The 12,894-nt window shown below is 40.5% G+C and carries 13 protein-coding genes and 1 pseudogene; 6 read left to right on the forward strand and 8 right to left on the reverse strand.

The genetic code is table 11. The annotated features are described in order from the left end of the window. Positions 1-26: 26 nt before the first annotated feature. The 5 genes and pseudogenes from G0029_RS09385 to G0029_RS18570 form a co-directional block, all read right to left on the reverse strand. A complete protein-coding gene (locus tag G0029_RS09385) occupies positions 27-470 on the reverse strand; it encodes a GNAT family N-acetyltransferase (RefSeq protein ID WP_227591806.1) in 444 nt (147 codons plus the stop codon). A 187-nt stretch (positions 471-657) separates the two neighbouring features. Beyond that, on the reverse strand, positions 658-873 hold the full coding sequence (locus G0029_RS09390) for a hypothetical protein (RefSeq protein ID WP_078188774.1): 216 nt from the start codon (positions 871-873) through the stop codon (positions 658-660). Between the two features lie 183 nt (positions 874-1,056). Then, positions 1,057-3,045, reverse strand: a complete 1,989-nt coding sequence (tkt, locus tag G0029_RS09395; protein ID WP_180106553.1) for a transketolase — start codon at positions 3,043-3,045, stop codon at positions 1,057-1,059. A gap of 463 nt (positions 3,046-3,508) precedes the next feature. Then, complete coding sequence (locus G0029_RS09400; RefSeq protein ID WP_413782960.1) at positions 3,509-3,805, reverse strand: pilin; 297 nt, start codon at positions 3,803-3,805, stop codon at positions 3,509-3,511. A 47-nt stretch (positions 3,806-3,852) separates the two neighbouring features. After that, positions 3,853-3,934 (reverse strand): annotated as a pseudogene (locus G0029_RS18570) (prepilin-type N-terminal cleavage/methylation domain-containing protein); the annotation flags it as partial. Positions 3,935-4,379: 445 nt separating this feature from the next. On the opposite strand from G0029_RS18570, the gene metK reads away from it, so the two are divergent. From metK to G0029_RS09425, 5 genes are all read left to right on the forward strand, one after another. Beyond that, complete coding sequence (gene metK / locus G0029_RS09405) at positions 4,380-5,546, forward strand: methionine adenosyltransferase (protein WP_078188779.1); 1,167 nt, start codon at positions 4,380-4,382, stop codon at positions 5,544-5,546. Positions 5,547-5,716: 170 nt separating this feature from the next. Continuing rightward, positions 5,717-6,157, forward strand: coding sequence for an SMI1/KNR4 family protein (locus G0029_RS09410; RefSeq protein WP_180106555.1), 441 nt, complete (start codon positions 5,717-5,719; stop codon positions 6,155-6,157). A gap of 151 nt (positions 6,158-6,308) precedes the next feature. Then, entirely contained in the window at positions 6,309-6,653 is a 345-nt protein-coding gene (locus tag G0029_RS09415; protein WP_078188782.1) for a hypothetical protein, read from the forward strand. A gap of 147 nt (positions 6,654-6,800) precedes the next feature. Beyond that, positions 6,801-7,502, forward strand: a complete 702-nt coding sequence (locus G0029_RS09420; RefSeq protein ID WP_180106557.1) for a VIT family protein — start codon at positions 6,801-6,803, stop codon at positions 7,500-7,502. A 135-nt stretch (positions 7,503-7,637) separates the two neighbouring features. Continuing rightward, a complete protein-coding gene (locus G0029_RS09425) occupies positions 7,638-8,849 on the forward strand; it encodes a YeeE/YedE family protein (protein ID WP_180106559.1) in 1,212 nt (403 codons plus the stop codon). A 40-nt stretch (positions 8,850-8,889) separates the two neighbouring features. Here the strand turns inward: G0029_RS09425 and G0029_RS09430 are convergent, their stop codons facing one another. The 3 genes from G0029_RS09430 to G0029_RS09440 all read right to left on the reverse strand — a co-directional run bounded on the left by G0029_RS09430 (position 8,890) and on the right by G0029_RS09440 (position 11,524). Then, on the reverse strand, positions 8,890-9,411 hold the full coding sequence (locus G0029_RS09430) for a hypothetical protein (protein WP_180106561.1): 522 nt from the start codon (positions 9,409-9,411) through the stop codon (positions 8,890-8,892). A 64-nt stretch (positions 9,412-9,475) separates the two neighbouring features. Next, positions 9,476-10,255, reverse strand: a complete 780-nt coding sequence (locus G0029_RS09435; protein WP_180109724.1) for a TIGR03915 family putative DNA repair protein — start codon at positions 10,253-10,255, stop codon at positions 9,476-9,478. Positions 10,256-10,264: 9 nt separating this feature from the next. After that, on the reverse strand, positions 10,265-11,524 hold the full coding sequence (locus G0029_RS09440; protein ID WP_180106565.1) for a putative DNA modification/repair radical SAM protein: 1,260 nt from the start codon (positions 11,522-11,524) through the stop codon (positions 10,265-10,267). 214 nt (positions 11,525-11,738) lie between these two features. On the opposite strand from G0029_RS09440, the gene G0029_RS09445 reads away from it, so the two are divergent. After that, complete coding sequence (locus tag G0029_RS09445; protein WP_180106567.1) at positions 11,739-12,782, forward strand: NAD(P)H-dependent flavin oxidoreductase; 1,044 nt, start codon at positions 11,739-11,741, stop codon at positions 12,780-12,782. Positions 12,783-12,894 lie beyond the last annotated feature (112 nt).

A 12,894-nucleotide genomic window follows, 5' to 3' on the forward strand; every position in this document is an offset into this window, starting at 1 on the left:
GATTTGGAATGGCCTTTTACATTAAGTTAATGACAGCGATATTGGATAAACCCAGTTTTTCTCGCGATTTGATCATACAGCTTTTGTGCTGTTTCATTGTCCTGATGCGTAAGCCAATACACACGGTCACACTGCCGCTGATCACAATATTCTTTCACTTTCGCGATCAGCGCCTTGCCAATACCCTGCCCGCGATATTCTTCAAGCGTATATAAATCTTGCAAATAGGCATAAGGCTGCAATGTCCAGCAGCTCTCATGTTCAATGACATGCACGATCCCAACCACTTGATGTTCAATTACGGCTGCAAAGCCATACATATGTTCGCACTCAGCAGCATGTAACCTTTGCCATGTTCGCTCGGTCACTGCATCCGCCACCTGACTTTTATAAAATTCTAAATACAGCTCCCAGAGCGGCTGCCATTGGCTTTTTGAAATTTCAGTTAAATTTTTAATTTGTATTTGCACGTTCAATGTCTTTTTTAAATGATCACTGGATTTTTATAACTGAAATAAAGCTTTTTGTGTTGAAAACACTGTATTTTATGCGCTCTTTTTAAACATGATGAGTCTTGAAAGAACGTTTTCTTATCTGTTTTATAAATACAATAGACAAATAAAAAGCCCGAAGATTCGGACTTTTTAACCATTCAGCTTATAGCTTTTCAACCAAGATCCGATCTACCTGCTTTAAACCTGTATGCTTTTCATGGTTCTTACGGCGAATCTTAATCACTTTGTCTTCTTGCAAATCTTGCAACATCAATTCTACTGCAACCATGGCTTCAAGCTCTAAGTCCGTGCCTATCCATTTCTGTTCACCAGCATCCATCAGTACAATTTCATCATTTATCTGATCGTAAAGGCTCATCGTTTCCTCACTTGGGGCAACATTGCACCCGTGGCTGAATACTGCATGAATGAATTAATTTTAAACCAATGCTTTAATTCATTCGTTACAAATCGTTATTTCACAATTAAAAAATATATTTAATCTCTGCAATAAAAAACGCCCCTTCTCTGGGGCGTCTTTTTTACTGTTAATCTTTATAGATTAAGCGGTAATTTCTTTCACTGCAGCAACAACAGCATCAGCTGTGATACCGAAGTGTTTGTACAAGTCTTTTGCTGGAGCAGATTCACCGTAAGTCGTCATACCGATTACACGGCCATCAAGACCTACAAATTTCCACCAGTAGTCCACATGCGCAGCTTCAACAGCAACACGCGCACGGATCGCAGCAGGAAGAACCGCTTCACGGTAAGCAGCGTCTTGTTTTACGAATTCTTCAGCACATGGCATAGAAACAACACGTACGCCGTCAAGCTGTGCGTAAGCATCCATTGCCAATGAAACTTCTGAACCAGTCGCAATAATGATTGCTTTCAATTCGCCTTTTTCTTTTGCAAGTACATAACCGCCTTTCGCAACGTCAGCAATTTGATCTGCTGTACGAGTTTGGAATGGCAAGTTTTGACGAGAGAAGATTAATGCTGTAGGGCCTTCTGAACGAAGCAGCGCAGATTTCCAAGAAATAGACGCTTCTACAGTGTCACATGGACGCCAAGTGTTCAGATTTGGTGTACCACGTAAAGATGCAATTTGCTCTACAGGTTGGTGTGTAGGACCATCTTCACCTAGACCAATTGAGTCATGGGTATACACATGAATCACACGCTGTTTCATCAATGCAGACATACGTACTGCATTACGCGCATATTCCATAAACATCAGGAATGTTGCTACATAAGGAACGAAACCGCCATGAAGTGCAACACCGTTAGCAATCGCAGTCATACCGAATTCACGTACGCCGTAATGAACGTAGTTACCCGCTGGGTTAGATTCAACGCCTTCTGCGCCTTTCCATAAAGTCAGGTTAGAGCCTGCAAGGTCAGCAGAACCACCTAGAATTTCTGGAAGCTGTGGTGCAAATGCTTGAATGGCATTTTGGCTAGCTTTACGAGTAGCGATTGTTTCAGCTTTAGCATTTACTTCAGCAATATAAGCATCCGCTTTTGCTGCGAAGTCAGCAGGAAGGTCACCAGAAAGACGACGTTTTAGTTCAGCTGCTTCTGCTGGATATTTAGCAGCATAAGCAGCAAATGTGTCGTTCCAAGCAGATTCAGAAGCAGTACCTTTGGCTTTTGCATCCCAAGCTGCATAAACATCAGCAGGAATTTCAAATGGACCTTCTGTCCAGCCCAAAGCTTCACGAGTTAAAGCGATTTCATCATTACCAAGCGGCGCACCGTGGCAATCTTCTTTACCTTGTTTGTTTGGTGAACCTAAACCAATAATAGTTTTACAGATAATTAAGGTTGGTTTCGCAGTTTCAGCTTTTGCTTCAACAGTTGCCACACGGATTGCATCTGCATCATGACCATCAACTTTAAGCACTTGCCAACCGTATGCCAAGAAACGCTGTTCTGTGTCGTCAGAGAACCAACCTTCCACTTCACCGTCAATCGAGATGCCGTTGTCATCGTAGTAAACAACTAATTTACCTAGACCCAAAGTACCTGCCAATGAACAAGCTTCGTGAGAAACACCTTCCATTAAACAACCGTCACCCAAGAAGCAGTATGTGTTGTGATCTACAACTGTGATGTCTTCTTTGTTGAATTGAGCCGCTAAAGTTTTTTCAGCAAGTGCAAAACCTACAGCGTTTGCAATACCTTGACCCAATGGACCAGTCGTTGTTTCAATACCCGGTGCATAGCCCAATTCTGGGTGACCTGGCGTTTTAGAATGCAATTGACGGAAAGATTTCAAATCTTCAATAGACAGGTCATAACCTGTTAAGTGCAATAGCGCATATTGCAACATAGAGCCATGGCCGTTTGACAATACGAAACGGTCACGGTTTGCCCATTGTGGGTTTGCAGGGTTGTGGTTGAGGAATTCACGCCATACCACATCAGCAATATCTGCCATCCCCATTGGAGCACCTGGATGTCCTGAATTTGCTTTTTGCACAGCATCCATTGCCAATACACGAATTGCGTTTGCAATACGACGTTCGTTAAGCGGGGTTGTCATAGGTCAGAGTCCAAACAAATGGTTTAAAAGAGTAAGATGAATAAGAATTCAAAGATGCGCATATTGTCTTAAAAAAAGCGGAATGGGTAAAGCCTCAGGGGCAAATTTTCGCTAATTATTCCTGCACCACCTGTATTTTGGGCGCTTATTGCACAATTTCAAGCCTATGCATGTCGTTTATTTTGTATACAGTGACGCTTTTATATGGCGAATCAATGACAGCGCAATGCATATTTAGAGTTTAGTGGCGAAAGCAAACGCTTCGTAATTGATAAAAGTCCAATACATCGAATGGAAATTGTGAATATAAATAGCAGCCAAAGCCGATCCAAATAAATGACCATTAGAAATATGAAATATAATCAATAAAGAAACTTATGAATGTTTATTAAACTCTAAGAGCATACTCATCCCTGTGAAATCAGCACTGATCCAATATACTCACGGTTTCACATTCAATACTTTAGATCCCACGACATGTAGCAGGTAAATTTCGCTGCGAAATATCATCCGATTGACAATTCCAAGCACCATTTAAACCATCTGGAATACTAAAATAGATCTGCTTTGAGCGAAGAGCAAAATTGACATCTGTTGATTTAAACGTAAAAACCACTGAACACGTTCCTGCCACATCAGTAATTTCACTACTCGCAATATATTTGGTACTGATACTTTTATTCAGCGCTGTATTCAAATCTATGCAGCTTTGTTCTGCTGAATAATTTTCAATCAGTTTCAATTTATAGGATGAAATCATTGTTAAAACTTCAGCCACTTGCGCTCGATCGACATAGCCATTGTAAGATACAGTAGCAATTGCAGCCAAAATGCCGATGATTGCCACTACCGTCATGATTTCAATGAGTGTAAAACCAGACTGTTTCATTACGTTTCCCCCATTCAACGTAATGACAAATAGGCAATTTGCGTACCAAGTCTCAAAAGCGCGTACTTATTGTGTTTTATTTTTCAAATTAAACGAATAATTGTCGTTTACAGTCATATTCTGGCAGTTCATGACATTCATTATTGATAAATCTCAGGATATTGATTTGATTTTTTCTTATAATTGATTCACTTAAAATGCCACTTTAGGCATTTTAACGCCTAATCACATTGTTGCTTGTGCCAAAACAAAATATCTCTGTTTTATCTCATCATAAAAAATTAAATTGAGAAATCCATTGCTCATATCAATTTTTTAGATGCCTATATCAATTAAAAAGTCATTGAAATGAATTAATTTCATCCAATTTGGTCATGTTAAGCTAGTCCTAAACGCTTTCTCGATGTAACATATTGCGTCTTTAAATTTAACTGTGATAGGACTTATGCGCGAGTACGCTGTATTTACCTCGGAATCTGTAAGCGAAGGCCATCCGGATAAAATGGCTGACCAAATCAGTGATGCTATTTTGGATGCAATCTTAAAAGAAGACCCATATGCACGGGTTGCTTGTGAAACGCTTGTAAAAACGGGTGCGGTTGTACTTGCCGGTGAAATCACAACAACTGCAAATGTTGACTTTGAAGCGATTGTTCGTAATACCGTAAATGGTATCGGATACCACCATTCAGATCTTGGCTTTGATGGTTCAACTTGTGCCGTGATCAACATGATCGGTAAACAATCACCTGAAATTGCTCAAGGTGTAGACCGTCAAAAACCTGAAGATCAAGGTGCAGGCGACCAAGGTTTAATGTTTGGATATGCAAGCCGTGAAACTGATGTGCTTATGCCAGCACCTATTTCATATGCGCATCGCTTAATGGAAAAACAAGCTGAACTACGTAAACAAGGCAAACTTGCTTGGTTACGTCCTGATGCAAAAAGCCAAGTAACATTTGCTTATGAAAACGGCATGCCAGTTCGCTTAGACGCAGTTGTACTTTCGACTCAGCACGATCCAAAAATTACCCAAGCTCAATTGAAAGAGGCGGTAATTGAAGAAATCGTGAAAAAAGTGATTCCTGCTGAAATGTTCCATGCAGACACTAAATTCCATATCAACCCAACAGGTATGTTCGTCATTGGCGGCCCTGTAGGCGACTGTGGTTTAACAGGCCGTAAAATCATTGTAGATACTTACGGTGGTATGGCTCGTCACGGTGGTGGTGCGTTCTCTGGTAAAGATCCATCAAAAGTGGACCGTTCTGCTGCTTATGCAGGCCGTTATGTTGCTAAAAACATTGTGGCTGCTGGTCTAGCTGACAAATGTGAAATTCAAGTGTCATATGCGATTGGTGTTGCAGAACCAACATCTATCTCGATCAACACATTCAATACTGCAAAAGTATCTGAAGATTTGATTATTGCACTTGTACGTGAACACTTTGACTTACGTCCATACGGTATTACTCGTATGTTGAACTTGATCCAACCGATGTACCAACAAACTGCTGCGTATGGTCACTTTGGTCGTGAAGGTTCTGATACCGCATTCACATGGGAAAAAACTGACAAAGTGGAAGCGCTTAAAGCATCTGCTGGTCTTTAATCTTAGTAGATTAATTTCTCAAAAAAGCCTGCATTGATTGCAGGCTTTTTTATGGCCCGTATGTCCATAACAAAAACATCTAGGATAAAAATAACTAGTGTAAAAAAATATTGACTAAAATTTACGCCTAGCTTATTCATAAATCACCAAAATAATTTAAGAACAACATCATGCACTTTCCATTAGACTTAAAATTTATTACTGCAACTGAAGAACAATTAGGATTTAAGTTTCCACAAAAATATAAAGCCAAAATGCAAATTGAAAATGGTGGCGAATTCGGCATTAGCTTTTCTAGCGCGGATGAATTTAAAGATGGTGATGACATCGAAGCTTGGTGGCTTTTTCCCTTCCAAGACACCAGCGATGTGAAAAGAATAAAACGTACAACGAATCATCTAGCCGCAGAACATCAAACTATAAGTGAAATTGAAGACTTCCCTGAAAACAGCATTGCTATTGCGCATAACGGCGATGGCGATTATTTATTGATGCGCACGGTAGACGATACGCAATTAGGGGAAGAAATATATTTATGGCGCCATGAAGACAGTGAATTTATCTATCTACTTGTGACTTCAATTGAAGGATTATTTAGTCAAAACCCTTAACGCCATAAGCAGATATAAACCCTTTCAAACTACAAAATAAGCTGGATAAAATTACACTAAATCAACAATTTTTGATCGATTTTTGAATATTTTTTCAGCTAATATAAATTCAGCCCATGCTACGGGCATAACAAAAAAAGGAAAGATCAAAATGAATAAATTACTTGTTGCTTTAGGTTTGGCTGCGACTGTTGCACTTGTTGGCTGTAATAAAGACAAAGCGCCGGAAACAGGTGCAACAACTGGTGAACACCTAGAAAACGCTGCTGACCAAGCAGGCCATGACATCGCTGATGCAACTTCAGAAGCAGCAACTGCAACAGCTACTGCTGTAGATAATGCTGCAACTGCAACTGCGACAGCAGCTGACAATGCTGCAGAAAATGCTGAAGCTGCTGCACACAATGCAAAAGAAGCAGCTAAAGACGCGACTGCTGCAACAGCAGGTGCTGTTGAGCAAGGTGCAGCAAACGTGAAAGAAAAAGCGCAACAATAAGCATTCTTTAAAAAAAGCACCTTCGGGTGCTTTTTTTTATATTTGTCTTTTGTTCAAAGTGTTGGTTCAATCCATTTTTAACTTGAAATTTAACTGATGTCAGGTCAATCTTATGAGGTCATATAAATAACAAACTTAGAGAAAATAATGTCTTACTCACATCATGCCGAAAAACATTTTATGGAACGTACAGGTTGGCTACGTGCATCTGTACTCGGTGCAAATGATGGCATTATCTCCGTTACTAGTTTAATTATGGGCATGGCTGCAAGTGGTGCTTCTAGCCATACCTTACTCATTACCTGCATTGCAGGACTCATCTCTGGTGCAACCTCTATGGCGGCGGGAGAATATATCTCTGTGAAATCTCAAGAAGACGTCGAAAAAGCAGATCTTCACATGGAGCATAAAGAACTACAAAAGAACCCTGAGCTAGAACTTAAAGAACTTACCCAAATTTATATTCAACGTGGTTTAGAGCCTACACTGGCCCATGAAGTCGCAGTCCAATTGACGGCCCATGATGCACTAGAGGCCCATGCACGAGATGAAATTGGAATCCATGACAATACCGCAGCAAAACCCGTTCAAGCAGCACTCTCATCGGCTTTAGCATTTTCAATTGGTGCACTATTTCCGATGGTTGCGATCTTGATCAGTGCTGACATGCATATTGAAAAAACCGTTATGGCCGTTGGCGTGATTTCCCTAGCACTCCTCGGTGCCTTAGCTAGTTATGCAGCAGGCACTTCTATGTTGAAAGGCAGTATACGTGTTGCTCTGTGGGGCATTGCAGCCATGCTTTTTTCTAGCTGGATTGGTTCTTTATTTAATGTAAATCCAGTTTAACGCTCGCTTTATCAGTTTTTTATATATATTAAATCAATTATACACAGCAATGATTGTGTGATTTTTCAACAATATTCATTTTTACAATATATAAAAACCGTAAAATAGAGATACATTTTTTAAGCTTTTTTCTCCATGTCTGTTATTGCTGCGCCAGCCAATCGATCAAATGTATCGATTTGGGTGGCTTTTGTTTTATTAATTTTAGGTACCCTTGGTGCTTATCTCGTTGTAGGCGTTAACCAAGCATTGCTATTTTTAATTGGTGGTGCTTTGGGTATGACGCTTTATCATGCGTCTTTTGGTTTTACCTCGAGTTGGCGTGTATTCATTAAAGAACGTCGTGGTCGTGGCTTGCGTGCACAAATGATCATGTTGGCTTTGGCTGTACTGCTCTTCTTCCCAGCTTTAGGTGCGGGTGAACTATTTGGCAACCCAGTCAAAGGTAACGTTAATCCTGTTTCAATGTCCGTGATGATCGGTGCCTTTATTTTTGGTATTGGTATGCAACTTGGCGGCGGCTGTGCATCAGGCACTCTGTACACTGTGGGCGCAGGTAGCGCACGTATGATTGTAACGCTGATCTTCTTCTGTACAGGTTCACTGATTGCAACTTCACATATTCAATGGTGGTTTGACCTTCCCCACTTTGAGCCGATTTCTTTAGTCAAAAGCTTTGGTGTAGTCCCTGCACTGGCATTAAACTTTGTGCTCTTTATATTGATTGCCGCAGCAACAGTTTACTTTGAAAAGAAACGCCATGGTCAGCTTGAGGTTGAGCCGCAAGCAATGCAACACGGCTGGAAACGTTTTCTACGTGGACCATGGCCATTGGTTTGGGGCGGAATTATCCTAACTTTACTGAACTTTGCCACACTCGCACTTGCAGGCCGTCCTTGGGGCGTGACCTCTGCCTTAGCCGTTTGGGCCGCAAAATCAGCAAGTGTTATGGGGATTGATGTTGCATCTTGGGCATATTGGCAGCAACCTGCAAATGCCAAAGCACTGACCGAATCATTATGGTTTGATATCACGTCTATGATGAATTTCGGCATCATGCTCGGTGCCTTACTCGCAGCGAGCCTAGCTGGTAAATTTGCACCAAACTTTAATATTCCAAAACGTTCACTGCTAGCGGCTATTATCGGTGGTTTGATGTTGGGTTATGGCGCACGTTTAGCATACGGCTGTAACATTGGTGCGTATTTCAGCGGTATTGCTTCAGGCAGTTTACACGGTTGGTTATGGTTAGTATTTGCCTTCATTGGGAACGGTATTGGCGTCAAACTACGTCCAATCTTCTTCCCCGGCGAACGTCCACAAACTGAAAAACTAACAGGCTGCTAATTTCTGTGAAATAAAAAGCCCCTCAAATGAGGGGCTTTTTTTAATCTTTCAGTGCGCCTTTTAGATTACAACCATATTGCATGGTTTCTTGTGCCTGTTTGTATGTGGTATAGCGGTTGATAATAAAATCATAAAATTGGTCTGCATTCGCAAATACCTGACTCAAATCTTCGTTTGCGGCATTTGGCAGTTTAACGTCTTTCACCAAGGCCAAGTTCACATGTCCGAGATGATACATTTCAGAAAAATAATGATTCATTACTTCGCAATAGGCAATTTTGGAGCTTTTTAAAGCGGTATTAGCAACAAAATGCTGATTTAAAGTTTTTAAGTTCTGAACATCTAAAGCGGATTGATCTGAAAAAGCCATACTTTCTACTTTTTTTAGTTGGCTAAAATCAGCTGCTAGAGTCTGATTTAATTGTTCAAAGCGTTGTTGTAATCCCGCTGTATCGGCAACTTGATAACTTTGTGGATTGAATGTTTTCTTTTCTTGCTTATTTGCAGAACACGCCGTTAATGCCATTGTCGTCAGAACGGTCGTAACAAGAAATAATTTCATCAAGGTCTCACTTAAACAATCAAAAGCGCAATCATTATGCCCGAAATAGCCAGATGATTCGCACTTAAATTACTTTCTCATTCATATAACGCCAATAACGACGTGGCACATACTGCACATGTAATTTCATATTACGTCGGGCTTCAATATTGACACTTCTAAAATAATCTTTCCAAAGCTGATCATACAAAACCTCATCATCATCCAGTTCGATATTAAAGGATTGACTATGGCCTGATTGTATTTGCCTATCTATGGTTGTGGCATCCATATCCACTTGATGCACCAGTTTTAAATCATAATAAATGCCATAATTGCGTTTTTCATCGTAAATCAGCCAACGTTGATCTTGATAGCGTGATTTAAAATGTCGTTCGATCAAAGGCAATACATTAAAGTCAGGTGAGACTAAACTGATAAACAAGCCATCCTGACATTTTTTAAAGCGCACAAAAGCTTCCATTCGGTGCTTTTCACGCCCCACTTGCTTCGCCCATTGGCTCATCCCTAATACATCAGCATAGCCATAGTTTTTAGACACATCACGCTGTTGCTGGAACACATAAATCACAAAATTAAAACAATGCTGAAAAGCCTGCTGCTGCTCGGATAAAAACGCATAATAAAACTGCTTCAAAGCACTTTCAGATGCTTTAAGCTTTAATCCTTGCCATACCCGCTGTGCTTGTTCATCGTGACTAGCCACATCAATGACTTCGGCGAAAAGACCTGCCTGCACTTGCCCATCTGTACAAATCTGAATGTCAAATTGCTTAAATTGAAAGGCCCGAAAAACACAACTTAACAATCCTGTCATCGTGCCATCAAAGACATAAATACTCACGATTGTATCCTAAAAACCTAAGTTCAATTGTGGAGAAATTTGCTGCGTATATTTCGACTGGCCACTTTGCAAAATCTGCTGTCTTATTTGATGAGGCTGTTGTTCACGAATAAATTTAGGTGAATCTTCACAGCGTATAAAGTGCTGCGCCCTATTGTAGGAAATACCCATACGTTTTAATTGGTCGATATGAATTTTACCAAAACGTCGTGCTTGAACAATTTTTTTAGCAGAACGCACACCGATGCCCGGCACACGTAAGATCATTTGATATTCAGCACGATTGATATCCACGGGAAATTGCTCGGGATGACGCAGTGCCCACGCTAATTTAGGGTCAATGTCCAATTCTAAATTTGGATGTTCTTCATCGACCAACTCTGTCGCTTCAAATCCATAAAAACGCATTAACCAGTCACTTTGATACAGCCGATTTTCTCGTAATAAAGGTGGCGCAGACCCCACAGCTGGCAGCGCACGCTCCTCTTCATTAATTGGAATATAACCCGAATAATACACACGCTTGAGCTTAAACTCTTTGTAATGACGGTCTGCCATCAGTATTACATCACGGTCAGACTCTTGATGTGCGCCCACCACCATTTGCGTCGTTTGTCCTGCGGGTACAAATTTAGGAACTGTGCGTATTATTTTTCGTTCATCTTTAAATTGAATCAAACGATCTCGCACGATACCTAAATCTTTTTGGACTTCAACATGACTTTTTTCAGGTGCAAATTTTTTTAAACCATCTTCTGTCGGCATTTCTAAATTAATGCTCATACGGTCGACATATAAACCTGCTTCGGTAATGATTTCCTGAGATGCCCCCGGAATGGTCTTCAGATGAATATAACCATTAAAATTTTCTTCTAAACGCAGTTTTTTTACCACCTGCAACATACGTTCCATGGTGTAATCCGCAGATTTAAAAATCCCCGAACTTAAAAATAGCCCCTCAATATAGTTCCGACGATAAAAATTCATAGTCAAATCGACCACTTCCTGTACCGTAAATGCTGCGCGCTTTACGTCGTTACTTCGACGGGACACACAATATGCGCAGTCAAAAATACAGACATTAGAAAATAGAATTTTTAATAACGAAACGCAGCGGCCATCTTCTGTATAGCTATGGCAAATACCGTTTCCAGTATTACCCAGACCTTTGTCTTTATTTTGACGCTTGCTACCACTCGAAGAACATGAGACATCATATTTGGCAGCATCGGCTAAAATTTGCAGTTTTTCACGGATACGTTCAGACATGGGAGAATTATAAAATTTAAAGTGAACACAGCATTATTTTAAAAGGTTCCACCTCAAAAGTCGGGTCATACATCATTACTACGACACGAGGTGTCGCTTAATTTCAAGTACAACTTTCGTGTAAGCATAAGACCATTTTGATAAGAAATAACGAATATTATTTGCTTAATTTCACTCGCTTGGGCAAAGTATTTAGAGTGATTGGAGTATGCACATGACTTTATTAGAAAAACTTGGCATCAAACACCCTATATTTCTTGCCCCAATGGCAGGTGTTTCTACACCTGAACTTGCTGCAGAAGTGTCAAATCAAGGTGGACTTGGTTCACTGGGTTTAGGTGCAAGCAGTGTTGAGAATGCACGTCAACAAATATTACAAACTCAAGAACTCACTGAACAACCTTTTCAGGTCAATTTTTTTTGTCATGACACAGTAGAACTCGATGAACAAGTTGCTGCCAAATGGATCATGCAATTTAAATCACGCTTTGCTCAATATAATGCAGAAGCTCCAGAAGCACTGAACTGTATTTATCCAAGCTTTAAAGACAATGACCATTTTCTAAACCTCGTACTGGAAACGCGCCCTCAAGCGGTAAGCTTCCATTTTGGTATTCCACATCCACATCAAATCCAAGCCTTGAAACAAGCGGGTATTTTGACTCTAGTTTCTGCAACCAACTTAGCAGAAGCTAAACTGATCGAAGCTGCAGGCATTGATATCGTGATTGCTCAAGGTATTGAAGCTGGTGGTCACCGTGGCATTTTCAATGAAAACTTTGATAGCAGCGTTAAGACACGTGACTTGGTTCAGCTCTTGAAACGCCATATTCAATGTCCAGTCGTTGCGGCTGGTGGTATTATGAATGGACATCAGGCCTATCAAATTATGGAGTTGGGTGCAGATGCTGTTCAATTGGGCACTGCTTTTGTGCAATGCAAAACATCAAATGCAAATGAAGCTTATCGCAAAGCATTATTTGATGCACCCATCACGCAGATTACATCAAGTATTTCAGGCCGCCCTGCTCGTGGCATTATCAATAACTGGCACACAGATATTGACACACCGACTCGCCCGACCGTCCCGGCTTACCCATATAGCTATGATTTAGGCAAACAATTACATGCAGCAGCAAGTAAACATGGCGTACATGAATATGGTGCATTTTGGGCAGGAACCAATGTCTCTCAAATACGTGAATTGGAAGCACCCGACTTGATCAATCAATTGGTTTTAGAAATGCGCTTTAACTAATACTTAGCTCAACGCGTCATTCAATCATGAATGCCTACACTAAAGCCCTCAACATTGAGGGCTTTTTATTATCTACATATTTCAAATCAATCTAACTAGCTTAAATCGACTT

It is taken from the genome of Acinetobacter sp. YH12138 (assembly GCF_015218525.1).
Taxonomy (GTDB): domain Bacteria; phylum Pseudomonadota; class Gammaproteobacteria; order Pseudomonadales; family Moraxellaceae; genus Acinetobacter; species Acinetobacter amyesii.

Bases quoted from the DNA above. Each gene is read 5' to 3' on its own strand.
- G0029_RS09445 (WP_180106567.1), top strand. From the start codon at position 11,739: ATGACTTTATTAGAAAAACTTGGCATCAAACACCCTATATTTCTTGCC.
- G0029_RS09430 (WP_180106561.1), bottom strand. From the start codon at position 9,411: ATGAAATTATTTCTTGTTACGACCGTTCTGACGACAATGGCATTAACG.
- metK (WP_078188779.1), top strand. From the start codon at position 4,380: ATGCGCGAGTACGCTGTATTTACCTCGGAATCTGTAAGCGAAGGCCAT.
- G0029_RS09415 (WP_078188782.1), top strand. From the start codon at position 6,309: ATGAATAAATTACTTGTTGCTTTAGGTTTGGCTGCGACTGTTGCACTT.
- G0029_RS09420 (WP_180106557.1), top strand. From the start codon at position 6,801: ATGTCTTACTCACATCATGCCGAAAAACATTTTATGGAACGTACAGGT.
- G0029_RS09390 (WP_078188774.1), bottom strand. From the start codon at position 873: ATGAGCCTTTACGATCAGATAAATGATGAAATTGTACTGATGGATGCT.
- tkt (WP_180106553.1), bottom strand. From the start codon at position 3,045: ATGACAACCCCGCTTAACGAACGTCGTATTGCAAACGCAATTCGTGTA.
- G0029_RS09425 (WP_180106559.1), top strand. From the start codon at position 7,638: ATGTCTGTTATTGCTGCGCCAGCCAATCGATCAAATGTATCGATTTGG.
- G0029_RS09440 (WP_180106565.1), bottom strand. From the start codon at position 11,524: ATGTCTGAACGTATCCGTGAAAAACTGCAAATTTTAGCCGATGCTGCC.
- G0029_RS09400 (WP_413782960.1), bottom strand. From the start codon at position 3,805: ATGATTTCATCCTATAAATTGAAACTGATTGAAAATTATTCAGCAGAA.
- G0029_RS09410 (WP_180106555.1), top strand. From the start codon at position 5,717: ATGCACTTTCCATTAGACTTAAAATTTATTACTGCAACTGAAGAACAA.